9 protein-coding genes are annotated in these 17417 nt (G+C 57.6%); 3 read left to right on the top strand and 6 right to left on the bottom strand.

What is annotated here, in order from left to right; genetic code table 11:
- Window positions 1-14: 14 nt before the first annotated feature.
- From EU557_RS17345 to EU557_RS17360, 4 genes are all read right to left on the bottom strand, one after another.
- A complete protein-coding gene (locus EU557_RS17345; protein WP_135531744.1) occupies window positions 15-2387 on the bottom strand; it encodes a TonB-dependent receptor in 2373 nt (790 codons plus the stop codon).
- A 108-nt stretch (window positions 2388-2495) separates the two neighbouring features.
- A complete protein-coding gene (locus tag EU557_RS17350) occupies window positions 2496-2879 on the bottom strand; it encodes a hypothetical protein (protein ID WP_135531745.1) in 384 nt (127 codons plus the stop codon).
- A 161-nt stretch (window positions 2880-3040) separates the two neighbouring features.
- Window positions 3041-4225 (bottom strand): glycosyltransferase family 4 protein, encoded by a 1185-nt coding sequence (locus EU557_RS17355; protein WP_135531746.1) that lies wholly within the window; start codon window positions 4223-4225, stop codon window positions 3041-3043.
- Between the two features lie 294 nt (window positions 4226-4519).
- Window positions 4520-5785 (bottom strand): carboxypeptidase-like regulatory domain-containing protein, encoded by a 1266-nt coding sequence (locus EU557_RS17360; protein WP_167855255.1) that lies wholly within the window; start codon window positions 5783-5785, stop codon window positions 4520-4522.
- Window positions 5786-5994: 209 nt separating this feature from the next.
- Here EU557_RS17360 and EU557_RS17365 point away from each other — a divergent pair, with 209 nt between their 5' ends.
- On the top strand, window positions 5995-7011 hold the full coding sequence (locus EU557_RS17365) for an alkaline phosphatase D family protein (protein WP_135531748.1): 1017 nt from the start codon (window positions 5995-5997) through the stop codon (window positions 7009-7011).
- A gap of 371 nt (window positions 7012-7382) precedes the next feature.
- Window positions 7383-10268: an endo-1,4-beta-xylanase gene (locus EU557_RS25560; protein WP_167855256.1), complete on the top strand. Its 2886-nt coding sequence runs from the start codon at window positions 7383-7385 to the stop codon at window positions 10266-10268.
- Window positions 10269-10345: 77 nt separating this feature from the next.
- On the opposite strand, the gene EU557_RS17375 is transcribed toward EU557_RS25560, so the two are convergent.
- Entirely contained in the window at window positions 10346-12112 is a 1767-nt protein-coding gene (locus EU557_RS17375) for a cellulase family glycosylhydrolase (RefSeq protein WP_135531749.1), read from the bottom strand.
- A gap of 841 nt (window positions 12113-12953) precedes the next feature.
- Here EU557_RS17375 and EU557_RS17380 point away from each other — a divergent pair.
- Window positions 12954-16160: a serine hydrolase domain-containing protein gene (locus EU557_RS17380; protein ID WP_245326304.1), complete on the top strand. Its 3207-nt coding sequence runs from the start codon at window positions 12954-12956 to the stop codon at window positions 16158-16160.
- Between the two features lie 169 nt (window positions 16161-16329).
- Here the strand turns inward: EU557_RS17380 and EU557_RS17385 are convergent, their stop codons facing one another.
- On the bottom strand, window positions 16330-17214 hold the full coding sequence (locus tag EU557_RS17385) for an alpha/beta fold hydrolase (protein ID WP_135531750.1): 885 nt from the start codon (window positions 17212-17214) through the stop codon (window positions 16330-16332).
- Window positions 17215-17417: the final 203 nt, after the last annotated feature.

The following is a 17417-nucleotide window of genomic DNA, read 5'->3' on the forward strand; positions in this document are numbered from 1 at the left end:
CGAGGTTCTGACGCCTATTTTTTACCGATGAAGTTGTATTGCACGCCGGCCGTGAAGGTGCGGGGGGCACCGGGGGTATAGTTGGTCCGGTCGGTGCGGGTGTTGCCGCGGGTGGCGGCGGTGGCATACAGCTCGTCGGTGGCATTGAGCAGGTTCACGAACACCTCCAGGGTTTCGTGCCAGCTGTAGCCAGTGCGCAGGTTGAGCACGCTCACCCCACGGGCTCCAAACAGGCCTTTGTCGTTGTACTGCACGCGGTTTACCTGGTCTTGGTACCAGCTACCGATGCGCTGATACTCGCCGGCTATCCGGAAGCCGGGCAGCCAGTGCGGCTTATACGTCAGCTCGGTATTTGCCACCCAGCGCGGGGCTTGGGGCATGTCTTTGCCGTTCACGTTCCGCACCGCATCAGTCTGGTTGGCGCTGAGCTGAAACTCCTCAAACCGGTGCACGGCATTGGTGCCCCCGAAGCGAAAGAACAACTCGGCCGTGGGCTTATAGGTGAGGCCGTACTCAATGCCCCGGTGCAGCGTTTTACCTGCACTCTGGTAGTCGGTGGAGTTATCGGGCTGCCGGATGCTGAGCAGCTCGTTGCGCCCATCCAACTGGTACAGGGCCACATCAACGTACACTTTGTTATTCAGTACGGAGGCCCACCCCCCTATTTCGCGGTTGAAGAAATGGGCTGGTTTCAGGTTGTAGTAGAACTCGGCGGGGGCACCGGCGGGCGTGTTGGGGCGCTTGCGGAAGATAGCCGTAAGGCCCGGCGGCGAGAAACCTTGGCTGTAGTTGGCGTACAGACCGCGCCCGTGGCCCAGGTCATAGGTTAGCCCTATTTTGGGCGTGGCCTGCTGAAAGGTTTTGTTACCGCTCGATTGATCGAGGTAGTTGTTATAGTCAAACGATATTCGGTCGAACCGCTCTCCGAGCGTAAGCTGCAGGTGCTCCACAGGGTGCACATCTAGTTGCGCGTACACCGCCGAGTTAATTAGGTCGGTGTCGTAGTTGGCAATGGACAAATCGGGCCGGTCGGCCGTCACAGTGTAGCGCTCCACCGACTTCTTATCAGCCCGCAGTTGGGCGGCAAGGTCAATCTGGTGAGCATCGTACTGGGTGGGCGAGTAGTCGAAGCTAGTGCCGGCCAGCAGCCTCGACTTCCACCAGCCGAACTGCACGCTATGCTGGGCCAGTACGCCATAGCTCTTGAACCGGCTCTCGTTGATTTCGCCAGTAGCCGTACTGGCTCCCGACCGCCACCGAATGCCATAGGTAGGGTTCTGGCCGATGCTATTATCGCGGAAGAAAACCGTGAGTGTGGTTTGGTTGCGCTCGTTCCACTGCTGCTCGGCGGTGAGGCGGGCACGTAGGGCGTACGTTTTGCGGTACGTGAAATCAGTAGTGCTGCTGTACTGACGGCGGTAGTAGGCCACACTGTCCACGGGGCTGCTGGTCTGGGAATCGTAATCGTTGTACGAAGCCGCGGCGGTGAGGCGGGTTTTGTCCGACAGCGCATACTCTACTCGGCCGTTCACCGATACCTTGTCGTAATCGGAGCTGGCGGCCCAACCGTTGCGCTGGCGGGCTATGTAGCCACTCACGTAGGCGCCCAGCTTCGGCGTAGCCATACCCCCACCCCCAAACTGCAGGCGCCGGTAGCCGTACTGGTCGGCCTGCACGCCCACGCTGGCGGTGGGTACGCTGGTAGGCCGCTTGGTCAGCACGTTGAGGGCGCCGCCCACCGCCTCGGGGCCGTATAGCGACGAGGCGGGCCCTTTCACCACCTCAATAGAATTGATGGCCAGCGGATTGGTTTCCAGCAGCGCATTGTGGTTGAACACGCCCATGGGCCGCAACGGAATGCCGTCTTCCAGATACAGAAAATAGGCTGAGGTACCGAAGGGCTGCCGGATGCCCATGGCGTGCTGCTCGTTTCCGTAGTTGAGCATTACCACCCCCGGCACCTTATTTATCAGCTCTGTCAGCAGCGTGGGCTTGGTGTCCTGAATGACAGTGGGTGAGAGTTTGGAAATGGCCACCGGGGCATCGGTGCGCAATTGAGCCTCGCGGCTGGCGGTTACTACTACAGTTTGCAGATCTTCCACGGCTGGCTCCAGCGCCACCCGTAGGCCACTGCTTTCGGCCGGCACGGCCACCGTAAAGGGCTTATATCCAACGGCAGAAACCACTACCTGGCTGGCATCGGTGGCGAGTGAAAACTGGCCGGTGGCGTTGGTAACCGTCCCGAGCTGAGCGTCGGGGGTGCGCACGGTGGCGCCTATGAGGGGTTCTTTGGTGGTAGCGTCGAACACGCGGCCCGTGAGGGTACGCTGTGCCCACGCCGCCTGACTCACCACGAGAGCCAGGGGCAACAATACATGTTTTTTCACCGAGAAAAGGCTGATTGTACGACAGGCCGCACCCGCTTCCGCTCACCCAAAAGGCAGCACGAAGCCGGGCCGCTAGGCCTGTCAAATTCCGAGAAGGCGGGGGTACAATCAGCCCTGCGCGGGCGGGTAGTCGGGACCGGGCCGGTCCCAGGCGTAGTGGCCTACGCGGAAGGTGGCATAGCGCGTAGCCTCCGGAAAGGCGGCCGGGGGCGTGAGGCGCAGGGGTACTACGGTAGCGCAAAACAGCGTTAGCACTTCCTGCGCGGCTTGCTTGCTGCCGGTTTGCTGCTTTTGCTCCCGCTCTTCCTGGGCCTTCAGCTCTTTGCGCAGGTGGCAGCGGCCATTACACTTCAGCTGCGGCTTGTCGCGGTTGATACACAGCACCCGCGCAATGTAGTCTTGGTTTAGCCACCAGCCGGCCACAATGCCAAACCGCCCCGTGCACTGCACCATGAGCGAGCAAAGAAGCAGAATAGCAACGGCTTGGCGCATAAAGCGGGTAAATGGAAGAGCTAGGCCTGCTGGCCACTCCGCTGCAAAGGAACAACCTGCACCGTGCGCGGCCAACTTTATTCTTGCCTTACGCACATCCTCAGGCTTGAAGTTACGGCGGCGCTTACCAGCACAAGTGCCACCAGGCTAGCATAAGCTGGTTAATGCCTCACGTGCAACAACGCCTTTTCATACAGACCAATCAACTGTGGCTTGATAACGTCCGGATGAAATTCCTGCTCGTAGCAGCGGCGCGCGTTTTCTGCCATAGTCGCATATTCCGTCTGAGACAACGAGAATATCTTATCCAAAGCCTGAGCAGCTTCTTCGGGCGAGGTCACGGCAAACCCTGCGTTGTAGGCCGTGACTTTATCGTGAATAGGCACCTGCGTTGAAATGATGACCGGCTTGTAGCAAGACAAGGCCTGCGCTATACTGAGCCCAAACCCCTCCGAGCGCGACAATTGCATATACACCTTCGACTCAGCCAAAATTGTATTCCGGTCGGCCTCCGATAGTTTGCCGGTAAACACAACGTCTTCCCCTATTTTCAGCTTGAGCTGACGGCACAGCTGTTCTCTTTCTACAATAGCCGGTGCGTCTGCGGGGCCAATCAGGGTGTACTTCACTTCCTTCGCGTGGCCCGAGCTCGATTTAAATACTTGAAAGGCTTTTAGTGCCAGGTCTATCCCCTTATTGAAAATGCTGAAGCGCCCGATAAAACATACCTGCGGCTTCAGGGCCGCAAGGTTTAGCAGGATGTTTGTGTCGCTCACCTGGTTTGCCACTACGCACACGGGTGAGTTGGTTATATTTTTCAGATAGCCCGCGCACATGGCCGTAATCCCGTGCACCACGGCGGCATTGTCTAGCACGTATTTATCAAACACCCGAATAAAGGCATTGCGGTACAGCCGCTTGAGAAACGGCCGCTTTTTCCTGAAATCCGGATCGTACACAAACGAGTCGTGCGGTGTTATTAGGTATGGGATATTGTACTTATTCAGCAGCCGGCATATCAGATAATTATCGATGTTGTAAATGTGGCTTAAGTGGAAAATACACGTCTCGCCCCGAATCGCTTTCAGCCAGTTTTGAAACGCCTTAGGCAATTGAAGCTTGCTGCAGTTCTTTATCCCGAACTTATGAATGCAGATATCATCTGTGTGCTCTATCTGATACCAGTCGGGGGCTTGCTCTAGGCAGAACTCAATAAACTGAATCGTAAAATCTGCCTTCAGCGCCTGGGTGAGCAGGTAATTGAACTCTGCCAACCCATCAGCCGCTTCTGTGCGGTAATGGCCGGGAATGTATACCGTTGCCTTATTATCCGTTCTTTCAGTCATTGTACTGCAGCGGTATTACCACCAGTGTATTCTGGTCTCGTCCTCTCTTCCGATGTGGGACTGGTGGCATGAGGCGTAGCGTCAGAGCAGACGCGCCTATCGTTTATCAAACGGCTGTACCCGGTCATTTTAATTAACCGCGTGTTCAACGGGTACCCTTGAATGCGTAAGACGAAATTCTTTGGGGTTGGGTTAGGTAAGGCGGCACCTTCATTCACGCATGCACCTGCTAGGCCACAAAAAAGCCTTCTACTAACGCAGAAGGCTTTTTGTGCATTTTAGCTTTGTGAGCTGCTACCGGGCAGGCCTAGCGGGTGCGGGCTTCACCATGGTTCCGAAGGCTCCTTTCTTCTCGAAGGCGGCAATTACTTCGTCCTCTACGGGGGTTCGACGCACTACGGGGTTATTCGCCCAGAACTCGGGGTCGTACTTGATGCTGCGGATGGCAGTAAGGTCACGGTCTTGCAGGCTCACGCGGGCGTAGGGGATGCTGGTGGGCGTGGTGTTGGTATCGTAGAAGAAGGTAAACGACGATACGTTGAGCGGCGTCACATCCTTGCCGCTCACAAGGGTAGCGGTTAGGTTGGTCTTCATGTACTCCAGCGGGGCAACTTCTCCTTCCGTATTCTGAAAGCTCATCTCGATGTCGAGCTTAGTGTCGCGGAACTTCTGGTCGGGGTTATTGGTACCGCCCGTGAAGTTGGGCGTGGTCATGCGGTAGCGCACCACGCGGTAGGTATCAATGTCAATCCAGATAGTGCCTTCCGACTTGTATTTGGTTAGCTCAGGGCGGGTGTTGAAGTCGATTTCTGCAATGCCACCCTTGGTAGTGTCGGCCCCGGCCACAATACCTTTCAGCTCCAGCTCGTAGTTCTTCACCACGTTGGGGCTCAGCAAGGCCAGCGACTTGGTGGTGTCGGCGCTGGGGTCGAAGAGGCCGTAGGATTTCGTGTAGAGCGAGAAGTTGCTGAAGTTGGTAATGGCCTGCTTACCCGCGTAGCGGCCCTGCGCAATGGCCGTGCCCTCAATGCGGGCGTTGTTCGACTTCACGTTCCAGACCACTTCCTGCAGCTCAGTGGGCTCGTTGTCGATGCGGGTGGTTTGGCGGTAGAAGGCCTTGCCGTAGAATTTGCGGCGGTAGTTGCGCTGCATATTCCGGAAAGCCCGGTCTACTAGCTGAAAAGGGTAGCTGCCCACTTTCACTTCGGGTAGCACAATGGAGGCCGAGCCCAGCGCAATTTCAATGGTTTGAGTGGGGCTGGTAATGCGTAAGGTGTCGCGCACGTGGCCCAGCTCAGAGGCTAGTAGTACAACGGGCAGCTTGGCTACTTTCAGCGTAAACTCGCCCTCCATGTTGGTGGCCGTACCGTTGCCGGTACCCTGCACGGCTACGCTGGCAAAAGGCAGCCGCTCCTTGGTGTCTTTATCAATCACGATACCCTTCAGCTGTATCTGGGCTTGGGCCGCGGGGGCCAGCAGTACCCCGAGCAGCAGTAGAAAGACTGGCAGCAGCCAGCGGCGGAACGTTGTAAGTGCGGAGAGGTGGGCAGTTGAGTGCAAAACGGCCTGGTAGTTAAAAGATGAAACGGGTAACCGAACGACATAACGCCGGCCGGAGCCAGAGGCATATACCACGCTTGCAAAAGTAAGGCCGTAGTGCGGTAACGCGAGGTTTTTTATGGCCGAGAGTGGCCTAGGCCTCTTCTTCCTCTGAATTGGTAACACAGACTTTACCTACACGCCAACGCTTCCATTTGCATCTTTACCCTATGAAAAAGCCTTTGTCTTTTCTGCTCGGTGCCTGCCTGCTTGTAACTGGCACAACTGCCACGGCCCAAAAGCCTAAAGAGGAGTTGCGGATTGCTTTCGGCTCCTGCAACCGCCACGACCTGCCCCAGCCTCTCTGGGACGATATTGCCCGTGACCAGCCCAACGTCTGGATCTGGCTGGGCGACAACATCTACGGCGACTCCGACGACCCGAAGGTTTTGCGTGCCAAGTACGACGCCGAGTTTAACCAGGAGGGCTACCGCCATCTGCGCGAGCAGGGCACGGCCATCATCGGCACCTGGGACGACCACGACTACGGCCGCAACGACGGCGACAAGACCTATCCCTTTAAGGCGCAGAACCAACAGCTCGCCCTCGATTTTCTGCAGGAACCCGCCGATAGTCCGCGCCGGAAGCAGGAAGGCATTTACGCCGCGTATTCTTACCACGTAGGCCGTAAAAAGGTGAAGGTAATTTTGCTCGATGACCGGTACTTTCAGGATACGCTCTACCGCGATGCTCAGCAAGTGTACCACCCCAACCCCACCGGCGACCTTCTAGGTGAGGCGCAGTGGCAGTGGCTCCAGCAGCAGCTACAAAACTCCGATGCCGATGCCCACATCATTGCCTCGGGCATTCAGTTTCTACCCCAGGAGCACCGTTTCGAGAAGTGGGCCAACTTCCCGGCTGCTCGGCAACGCCTGCTGCAGTTGCTGGCTACTAGTCAGGCGAAAGGGGTATTGCTCATCAGCGGCGACCGGCATATTGGTGAAATCTCCAAAATGGCGGTACCAGGAGTGGCCTACCCAGTGTACGAAGTTACCTCTAGCGGTTTAACCCACCCGGCAACTCATAATACCGACGAGCCTAACCAATACCGGGTGGGCCCGCTGGTAAATGAGAAGCACTATGCCCTGTTTCAGTTTCGTCGGCAGCGCCGGAAGCTAGTAGTTACCGCCTCCTTGCGTGGGGATGAAGGCAACGTATTTCACACTGAGCAGATAGTGCTGCCATAATCCGAGTAGGCCAAAGGTTACACACGCCGCTCAACACCACGTTTTAGTCTACAGCGGTCTACATCTCCGGCTCTGGTGGCCTAGGCCACTCCTGGTGCTATGTGGCACTACCCTGCCGGATTGTTAGGAGCCCTCAGCAGCTGGCTGCTAGCTGACGCAGCGTGATTACATAATTTTGTGATTAATAGAACTTAACCTACCGAAACCGATTGCAATTTACTACCGCAAACGGTTGCGTATTCTTTCTTTTCGGTGGCTCTCCATGGTGCATTTGGGAGGATAACGATGACTCTATATTAGGACAAATATTAGTTGATGTAGAATTCAGCTAATGTCATTCCTGTCCTCATTCATCGCAAACCCACCACAGTATGATCAAACTCCGACGCTTATTCGGGCTTCTCGGATTGCTGTCTGCCCCCTTGGCAGTGCACGCGCAAAACGCGCCGGTTACGGTGCAAGCCGAAGCGGGCACCGTCCGAGACGTGGCTACTACCCCGGCCGCCATTACGTTCGGTACTGAAGCAGGCACCGGCTTTCTGCGGGTAGTCGGCGACTTTGTAACCTTGAATGGCTCTACGCAGAGCCCCAACGCCGACAACCGGGTTGTTTCATACAACATCACCTTCCCTGGCCCCGGCACTTATGATCTGTACGCCAGAGTTCGAATCGGAAACGGCGGCTTCAACGACGACAGCTACTACGTGCCCAATTCCTTCGGGACTCGGTCGGCGTTTGAAACCAGCCGCTGGGTGAATGCCAATGGCCTAGCCGGCGGCGGCTACACCAATGCCACTGATGTAGTGAATGCCGCGGGCACAGTAGGCACCAACAACGTTTGGAAATGGGTGAGAATGTCGGCCTTCGGGGCCAGTGCTTACACAGTTCCGGCGGGTGGCCTCACCCAAACTTTCGAAATCGGCAGCCGCGAAAATGGGCTCGACATCGACAAGTTTGTTTTCGGGGCCACGGGGGTGTTCTTCACCGTTGATAACCTCGATAAAGGGCAGCAGGGCTCCGTTACGCCCCCACCCCCACCCTTCAACCCACCCGGGCCACCCATTGCCACGGGCAAGCCAAAGTTCCTCGGTGGCGTGTATAGCAACCCGCAGAAGGTCAACTTCGGGAAGTACTTCAACCAGGTAGTTTCGGAGAATGGCGGCAAGTGGGGCAGCGTAGAAGGCACCCGCAACGTGATGAACTGGACCGACCTCGACTCAGCCTATCTAAGAGCTAAGCGCCAGAATATTCCCTTCCGGATGCACGTGCTGATCTGGGGTAACCAGCAGCCTTCCTGGATTGAAAACCTCCCCCCGGCCGAGCAGCTGGCGGAAATCAAGGAATGGTACGCGGCCGTGGCTCAGCGCTACCCCGATATTGCCTTCCTGGAAGTGGTGAACGAGCCCACCCACGATGCGCCCGTGATGCAAAGCCCCACCGACCAGGGCAGCGGCAACTACATTGAGGCCTTGGGCGGTAAAGGCGCCACGGGTTGGGACTGGGTTATTACCTCCTTCCAGCTGGCCCGCCAGTACTTCCCCAATACTCCTCTGATGCTCAACGACTACAGCGTGGAAAATACCACCGCGGGGGCGCAGCAGTACCTCAACATCATTAATCTGCTGAAGCAGCGCAACCTGATTGATGTGGTGGGTATTCAGGGGCACGCCTTTTCCACGCAACCCACGCCGGCGGCTTCGCTCACGGCCAACCTGAACCTGCTGGCATCTGCGGGCTTCCCGCTGTACATCACGGAGCTGGATATTGATGGCCTCCAAGATGAAGTGCAGCTGGCCGAGTACCAGCGCGTGTTTCCGCTGTTCTGGGAGCACCCCGCCGTAAAGGGCATCACGCTGTGGGGCTACCGGCCTGGCCACTGGCGCACGGCCCAGGGTGCATACCTGGCCTACGAGAATGGCGCCGAGCGGTCGGCCCTGAAGTGGCTCCGCGACTATGTACAGCGCACCGATATTTCTACCATTACCACGGGCAACTTGGCCGCTACCTCTTTCTGCGTAGGCAGCTCGGTTAGCGTACCTTTCACGGTGGAGGGCGCCGTTACGGCAAACCGCACCTTCACGGCTCAGCTCTCCGATGCGGCGGGCAGCTTCACGGCTCCCACGGCTATCGGCTCCGTTACGGCTTCGGCGGCGGGCAGCTATACCATTGCGGCCACCATTCCGGCCTCGGCCGCCGCGGGCACATTCTACCGCATTCGGGTAGTGAGCACCTCACCTTCGGTATTCGGCAACGCCAACAGCACCAACCTCACGCTGAAGGCCCTGCCCACGGCTACTCTGAGCGGTACCACGGCTATCTGCGCCGGCTCTAGTGCTACCCTGAGCGTGGCCCTCACCGGCACGGCTCCCTGGTCGCTGACCTACACCGACGGTACCACGCCCGTGACGGTAACGGGCATCACGGCCTCGCCTTACACGTTCTCAGTGAGCCCAGCCAGCACCAGCACCTACTCGCTCACGGCCGTTTCCGATGGCTCTTGCAACGGCAGCGCCCTTAGTGGTCAGGCGGTAGTTACAGTGAACCCACTACCGACCCCTGGCCTAGCGGTTACGCCCGCCAACGATGTGTACACCGGGGGCGTGCCCACCAACCTGTACCTGGGCTACGGACCGCAAAGCGTAACGCTCACGGCTACGGGCGGCACCAGCTACAGCTGGAGCCCCGCGGCTGGCCTCAGCAATGCGGCAGCTGCCAACCCCGTATTTACGGCCACCCAGCCCGGCGTGTATCGCTACGTGGTAACCGTTACCAACGAGTTTGGCTGCTCAGCTACCAAAGAAGTAACCCTCACGGTGCTCGACGTGCGCTGCAGCAACAACGCCAACTCCGACAAGGTATTGGTGTGCCAGAACGGCAAGGTGATTTGCGTTTCGGTGAATGCCGTGCCTGCCCACCTGAAAAAGGATGGCAATGGCCTGGGCTCGTGCACGCCGGAGGCTACCAGCAGCACGGCCAGTGTACAGGGTGATGCGCGTGGTCAAGCGTTCGAAACGTTCCCGAACCCCTTCACCGAGCGTACTGTAGTTCGGTTCCGCGCTGCTGCTACAGCCCAGGTGCAGCTGCAGGTGTATAACCAGCTAGGCCAGTTAGTAGCCACCCTCTACCAGGGTGTTGCCGAAGCAGGCCGCGACTATGAAACAACGCTGGAAGGTCGCTCCTTAACGGAAGGCATCTATACCTGCCGCCTGGTTTCCAACGGTAAAGTAGAAACCAAGCGCCTCGTGCTAGTGAAGTAAACCACCAGTAAGAACACCCCACAACAAGAGAGGGCGGCTGAAATCAGCCGCCCTCTCTTTTTACGTTTACCCCTCGCCTACTCTTTCACGAAGCGCGAGGTAGTGGTGCGGCCATTGCTAGTCACGCGCACCGAATACACTCCCGGCTCCAGCGTGGCTACCGGAAGCGTCACCTCCTGACCGGCTGAGGTGCCGGCTGCCGATTTCACCAGCACTTCGTGTCCTTGCCCGTTCAGCACGGCTATCCGCACTTTGCCCGTGGCGGCAGGCACCGGAACCATCAGTTGGGATTGGGCCGGGTTGGGGTACGCCGACAGCGTCAGGGCCTGTACCTCGGGGCTGGCCGTTACGGCTGCTACTTTTGAAAAGCTCCACCAGTTGAGGTTGAAGCCCCCAGCCGCTACGCCAATGGCAATATCTTGCCGGCCCGCCGGCAGCGTTACCGTGTGCGAGATGGTGGTCCAGGTTTGCCAGCCGCCGGTGGAGGGCACGGCCAGTGTACCGCGCACCGTGGTACCGGCATTTTGCTCCAGGCTGATGCGCCCACCGCCGCTGAGGCTGGCTACCCGATATTGAATAAGGTAACTGCCCGCCTCCGGAATATCCACGGTGTAGGCCATCCAGTCGCCGGCATCCAGGTAGCCCACATTCAGGCCCCCGCCGGTATCCGCGGTGGTTTCAGTCTGCACCCCCGACATGGTGTGGTAGCTCTCGGCCTGCACAGTGGTAGCACCGCTAGTGGTAGGCGGCGGTGTAGTAGTGGGCGGAGGCGTAGTAGTGGGCGGCGGGGTGGTGCTGGCAGTGCCATTCCAGTTCTGAATGTAGCCTTTCACCAACGAGCCCGAAGTAGTGAGGTAGCTGTCTGACCACGCCGCCGTGGGGCTGGTGCCCGGCTTCAGGGCCGACGCCGACTCCGCCTTATCATTAATGGACCAGTTAAGATGGCTGATGCCGTTCTGCTTCAAAAACGTCATCCACTCCTGGGTAGAGGCCGCATCAATGGCTCCATTACCGGAGGCCTCCGTGGTGCCGTACTCCGTCACGAACAGGGCTACGCCTTTGTTGAGCGCAGCCTGGGCTTTGGTACGTAGGCTGGCCTTGTGCGTGGCGGCGTAGAAGTGCAGGGTGTACGCAATGTTGGGGTAGCGCGTAATGGGGTCGTTGGCGGCCACATCCACATCCTGCGACCAGGTGGGCGTACCTACAATAATGAGGTTGTCGGGGTCAATGGCCCGAATGGCGCTGGCCACAGCTTCGGCATAGGGCTTCACTACCCCACTCCACGACACCTGTAGGGGCTCGTTGTATACCTCATACATCACGTTGGGCGTGTTGCCGTAGGTGGTAGCCATTTCGCGGAAGAAGGCAATGGCCTGGGCCTGCTGCTGCTCGGCCTGGTGCGAGTGCCAGTCGATGATAACGTAGAGGCCGGCCGCAATGCAGGCGTCTACCACGGTTTTCACCTTCTGCTTCTCACGGGTGGGGTTGCTGAGGTAGCCACCGCTTTCGTTCACGCCCATGGCCACGCGCACCACTTTGCTGCCCCAGTTATTCTTGAGCCAGCCCACCACGTTAGCGTTGTAGTACTTCTCGCCGCCCCAGCCATCGTTGCTCCAGAACAGGCTGTTGCCGGCCAGGCTGATGGGCTGGTTGTTTTTGTCGACGATTTTATTGCCGGCCACTTTCAGCAGGCCGTATTGCTGCACGGGCGTTTGGGTTTGTGCCTGCACCGCAGTGGATGCTAGGCCAGTAAGTAGTGCCCCGCCCAGTACAACCGGGCGCATTAGTCGGGTAATCTGGCGGCAGGTGGTAGCACCCTCCGGCCGGGAGTTTGGAGTAGTCATGTGTGTTTTGGTTGATTGGTAGAAAAGAGAGTAAACACTGGCCTAGGCCAGCAAGAGCAAGCAGGAAGTGGGCGCGCCTCTTCCTACCACTAGGTTGTGGGTTAGCAGAGAGCAGCACGTTACAATAGGAGCCCGGGAAATGTGGGCGGCGGAAAGGGCAGGCAGGGCAGGTGTAACCCAGTAGGTGGCTAGCTTGGCGAAGTGTTAGTACCAAGCCCAAGAGGCTAAGAGTATTACCTCAGATGGCAGAGCAGCAAATAGTAAACTAGTTGCAGCTCTAATGTCATGCTTAAAAGTCAATTACAAAAAAATAATACAGTTTTATGTACGCAGGCCTTGAAACAAACGTTGCCACGAAACCATATTAACACATTGATAAATAATTATTTAACACACATAACGTCATTCTAACGCAATAAAAAGCACTTCTTCCTTCAACACCAATTAGCTGAAGTTGTAAATAGTAATCTATACAAGCTTATATCGAGCCGATGTATAGGCTCAGTTCTCGGGTTTGACCACTGAATAGTTGGGGTGGATGAGTGTTTTCTCACACCGCACCTCTGGCCGGAGCATCTTATGCTCTCGGGTGAAAACCTTCAATTCGTTGAGGTGGCAGGGCGAGTTGGGCGTAGTAGGCCTAGTCGTTTCCAGGCTTGGCGTTGTTTCGGGCCTCTCTCGGGCTACTGAAGGAGAGTTGGGTTTCTGAAGTTGGTTGGCGGAATTTGATTTTGGGAGTGGCCTACGGGGGCGGGGTGCTAATTCCGGTGGTCAGCATCAACCCTTCCTTATCAATTACACTAAATTCGCGTTCTACCCATTCTAACTACTGCCCCTTCCTTTGCCTTCTACTCGCCCCCTCTCGCTGCTGTGGCTGCTGCTGGTGCTGCTGACCCCACTGGATAGCTCGGCCCAAAGCCGCCGGAAATCTTCCGCCAAGAAAAAACCCACCCGCACAGAATCTGCACGACCAGCCGCTAAGAAAGCAACGCCCTCGGCCTCAGCTTCCAAGAAGGCTCGTGGCCAGAAGGCCGCTCCGGCAGCGGCCAGCCGCAACCTGCCGGTGCCCTTTGCCGGACAGCTAGGCCATTCTAGGTGGGTTGACTCGGTGATGAAAACGCTGACGCCCGACCAGCGCGTGGCTCAGCTATTCATGGTGGCAGCCTACTCTAACCGCAAGCGCATTGATGAGGACTCGGTTTCGGCCCTGATTCAGCAGTATGGCATCGGCGGCCTGATTTTCTTTCAGGGCGGCCCCGTACGCCAAAGCAAGCTGCTAAATCGGTATCAGAGCCAGAGCAAGGTGCCGCTGCTGGTAGCCATGGACGCCGAGTGGGGTGTGGGCATGCGCCTGGACAGCGTGCAGCGCTTTCCCTACCAGATGAGCATGGGTGGTGTGCGCGAAAACCAGCTCATCTACGATATGGGCACTGAGGTGGCCGCGCAGTTCAAGCGTTTGGGCATGCACGTAAATTTCGCGCCGGTAATTGATGTGAACAACAACGCCGCTAACCCCGTCATTGGCTACCGCAGCTGGGGCGAGAACCGTGAAAGCGTGACTGAGAAAAGTTACCAGTACATGAAGGGCATGCAGGATGCTGGCGTGCTGGCCGTAGCCAAGCACTTCCCCGGCCACGGCGACACCGACACGGACTCTCACTTAGCCCTGCCCCTGCTCCGCATTGACCGCAAGCGCATTGATACGCTGGAGCTGTACCCGTTCAAAAGCCTAATTAAGCGTGGCATTGGGGGCATGATGGTGGCCCACCTTAATATACCGGCCTTAGATACTACCGGCATGCCCAGCACCCTTTCCAAACCTATCATTCAGGATTTGCTGAAGCAGAAGCTGGGGTTTGAGGGCATCATCTTTACAGATGCCATGAACATGAAGGGCGTCATCAGCAAGTACCCGCCCGGCGATGCCGACCTGCGGGCCTTAGTGGCCGGCAACGACATTCTGGAGTTCTCCAAGAATATTCCGCTGGCGCTAAAAATGGTGCGCGACGCCATCAACAAAGGCCAGCTCAGCCAGGCTGATCTTGATGCCCGCTGCCGCAAAGTACTGGCCCTGAAAGAGTGGGCCGGCCTGAACCACTACAAGCCCATCGACCTGCGGAACATCACTGCTGACTTAAATACACCCCACGCCCAGTATCTCAGCCAGCACCTCACCGAGCTAAGCGTAACGGTACTGCGCAACCAGAAGAACCTGCTGCCCCTGCAGCGCCTCGACACGCTACGCCTGGCCACCCTCACCATCGGAACCAAAGACACCACCGATTTCCAGCGCATGGTAGCCGACTACGCGCCCGTGCGCCATTTCTGGCTGCCCGCCACCGCCAGCATGGATGAGCTGACGAAAATGCGCGAAACACTGAAAGCCTATAACACGGTGCTGGTGGGTGTGAACAACCTGGGCCGTTTGCCCGCTACCAACTTCGGCGTAACGCCCGAAACCAACGTGTTTCTGCATGAGCTGGGCGGCAAGGGGCAGAAGGTAATTGTAACGGTATTTGGCAATGCCTACGCCGTAGCCAAAATCCGGGACCTGGACCGGGCCGATGCCGTGGTACTGGCCTACCAGGAAAGCAAGAACGCCCAAGACGTGGCCGCTGAGGTCATATTCGGCGGAATATCGGCCAGCGGCCAGCTACCCGTGACGGTATCAGACCGCTACAGCTACGGCACTGGCCTAGCCACGAAGGGCGGCATCCGGTTGCGGTATAGCTTCCCCGAGGCGGTGGGCATGAGTAACAACCTGGAGGCCCGCGTAGATTCTATTATGACCGGCGCCGTAGCGGCCAAGGCCTTCCCCGGCGGTGAGGTAGTTATTGCCCGCCGTGGTGTGGTAGTACTGCGCAAGAGCTACGGCACGCATTCCTTTGCTGATGCCCCAGCCCAGGGTGGCAAGCCCAGCCGGCCCGTCCGCAACGACGATTTGTACGATCTGGCTTCCGTGACCAAAGTATCAGCGGCGCTGCCGGCCCTGATGAAGCTGCAGGATGAGGGCAAGTTCAACCCCGATATGACGCTAGGCCAGTTGTTTCCGGAGTTCAAGGGTACCAACAAAGACAACCTGAAGCTGCGCGACGTGCTCACCCATCAGGCTCGCCTGAAAGCCTGGATTCCGTTCTGGAAAGACTACACCAAGCCCCGCGGCATCTTCAACTCCCTCTTCGGCAAGAGCCCCGACGCCAAGGAGGTGTCGGCTACTAAGCCCTCCGAGATGAGCCGCCGCTACTTCCGCCCCGACTCCTCCGCCCGCTTCCCTCTGCCAGCTGGCCCCAACGTGTGGGCCCGCAAAGACTTCCCCGAGCGCATCACGAAAGCTATTGCGGAGTCGCCGCTGAATGAGAAGCCTGGCTACGTGTACTCCGATTTGTCATTCATTATGTACCCGCGCTTCGTGAAAGCAGCTTCGGGCAAAACAATTGACAAGTTTGTGACCGATGAAGTGTACCGGCCGCTGGGTGCCACCACGTTGGGCTACAACCCCACGCGGCGCTTCCCGCTGGCTCGCATCACCCCCACCGAGTACGACTCCTTGTTCCGCCACGGTCAGCTGCACGGTACGGTGCACGATGAGGGCGCGGCCCTGCTAGGTGGCCTCTCCGGCCACGCCGGCCTCTTCGGCAACGCCAACGACCTGGCCAAGCTAGTGCAGATGTACGCCTGGAATGGCCGTTACGGCGGCCAGCAGATTATCAAGGCTGAAACGATGGCCGAGTACACCAAGTGCCAGTTCTGCCCCGACAACCGGCGTGCCCTGGGCTTCGACCGGCCAGCCACTAACCCTTCAGTAAACTCAGCTAAAAGCGTGTCGCAGCTCAGCTACGGGCATACGGGCTTTACGGGCACCTATTTCTGGGTTGACCCCAAGGAGGAGCTGACCTGCGTGGTACTCACCAACCGTGTGAATCCCACGCGCCGCAACAACAAAATCACGGAGCTGAGCGTCCGCTCGGGCGTGTTGCAGGTGGCACTGGAAAGCATCCGGCAGGCGCAGAAGCAAGCCGTGGAAAGCACTGTTCCGCAGGAAAACTAAGGCCTTTTTTCTAACTCGTCACAAACAACCGCAGCTCCTGAAGTTCAGGAGCTGCGGTTGTTTGTGACGAGTCAGGAAGCTGTTTGAGATAATTTTGCAGATGCAGAACAAACAGCATCAGCAACGAGTGAGAGGCCAATACGCGGCTCTACACCGTTCGGCTGAGTACTTAGTTAGCCGACAGGAAAGCGTCCATGGCCTTCAAGGTTTCCAGGGGGGCGCTCAGGTGGGGGCAGTGGCCGGTGGCCTGCAGCTTCACCAGCGTAGACTGCGGCAGGTGCGTGTGCAGAAACTCCCCTACTTCTTCCGGGGCTACGGCATCCTGCGAGCATTGTAGGATCAGCGTCGGAATGGTGAGCAGCGGCACCTCCGCGCGGTTATCGGCCAGGAAAGCGGTGGTAGCAAACTGCTTGGCTATCTGCGGATCGGTGTTGCAGAAGAACCCGGCCAGCTCCTCCCCCAACGACGACTCATTTCTGGCCCCCATCAAAATGGTGGCAAACATGTTGGCCCAGCTAGTATAGTCCGCGTCCATGAGTTGCAGCAGCTGAAGAATATCCTCCCGATCAAATCCGCCGTGATAGCCCGGCTCATTGGTATAGCAGGGAGAGGGCGCCAGCATAATTATTTTCGAGAAGTACGAAGGCTCCTGAATGGCCGCCAGCATGGCGATAGTGGCTCCTATGGAGTGGCCTACCAGCACTACATCACGCAGATTGAGCACTTGGCAGATATCAACAATATCCTGCGCGTACCCATCCAGCGAGCTGTACTTCACCGGCTCGTACGCCTGCAGGTCTGATTCGCCGGAACCCACGTAATCAAACAGCACTAGCTTGTAGCGCGTGGCCAGAGAGGTAGTGAGGTAGCGCCAGATTTGCTGGCTACAGCCGAAGCCGTGGCAAAAGAGCAGCACTTGATCACCACTGCCAATTACCCGCACCTTATTGCGCTGCAACAACGGATGGGTGTATTCTAAGGCCTCAAGTGGCTGATTAGCAAACGGCTGCCCAGAAGTTAAAGAGCTAGGAAAAGTGACGGTACGGAACTGCATAGAGTTATTACAAATACTTAGCTATCAAGCTCATCAGTAAGAACTTGACCTCGGGAAGATACCAGCATATACAAAAACCAAACCCCAAATAGTTTAATAATTACACTTTATACCAAGATAGTAATAGAGCAAGCCCATGACATGTAGTAAATAAGCTGCAGGCCACCTCTGGCAGCAGAACAATGCCAGCAAATTCCTAGCTT

The sequence above is a fragment of the Hymenobacter wooponensis genome (assembly GCF_004745865.1).
GTDB lineage: Bacteria > Bacteroidota > Bacteroidia > Cytophagales > Hymenobacteraceae > Hymenobacter > Hymenobacter wooponensis.

Coding starts and splice junctions, on each gene's coding strand:
- EU557_RS17350 (WP_135531745.1), bottom strand. CDS start 2,879: ATGCGCCAAGCCGTTGCTATTCTGCTTCTTTGCTCGCTCATGGTGCAG.
- EU557_RS17355 (WP_135531746.1), bottom strand. CDS start 4,225: ATGACTGAAAGAACGGATAATAAGGCAACGGTATACATTCCCGGCCAT.
- EU557_RS17365 (WP_135531748.1), top strand. CDS start 5,995: ATGAAAAAGCCTTTGTCTTTTCTGCTCGGTGCCTGCCTGCTTGTAACT.
- EU557_RS25560 (WP_167855256.1), top strand. CDS start 7,383: ATGATCAAACTCCGACGCTTATTCGGGCTTCTCGGATTGCTGTCTGCC.
- EU557_RS17375 (WP_135531749.1), bottom strand. CDS start 12,112: ATGACTACTCCAAACTCCCGGCCGGAGGGTGCTACCACCTGCCGCCAG.
- EU557_RS17385 (WP_135531750.1), bottom strand. CDS start 17,214: ATGCAGTTCCGTACCGTCACTTTTCCTAGCTCTTTAACTTCTGGGCAG.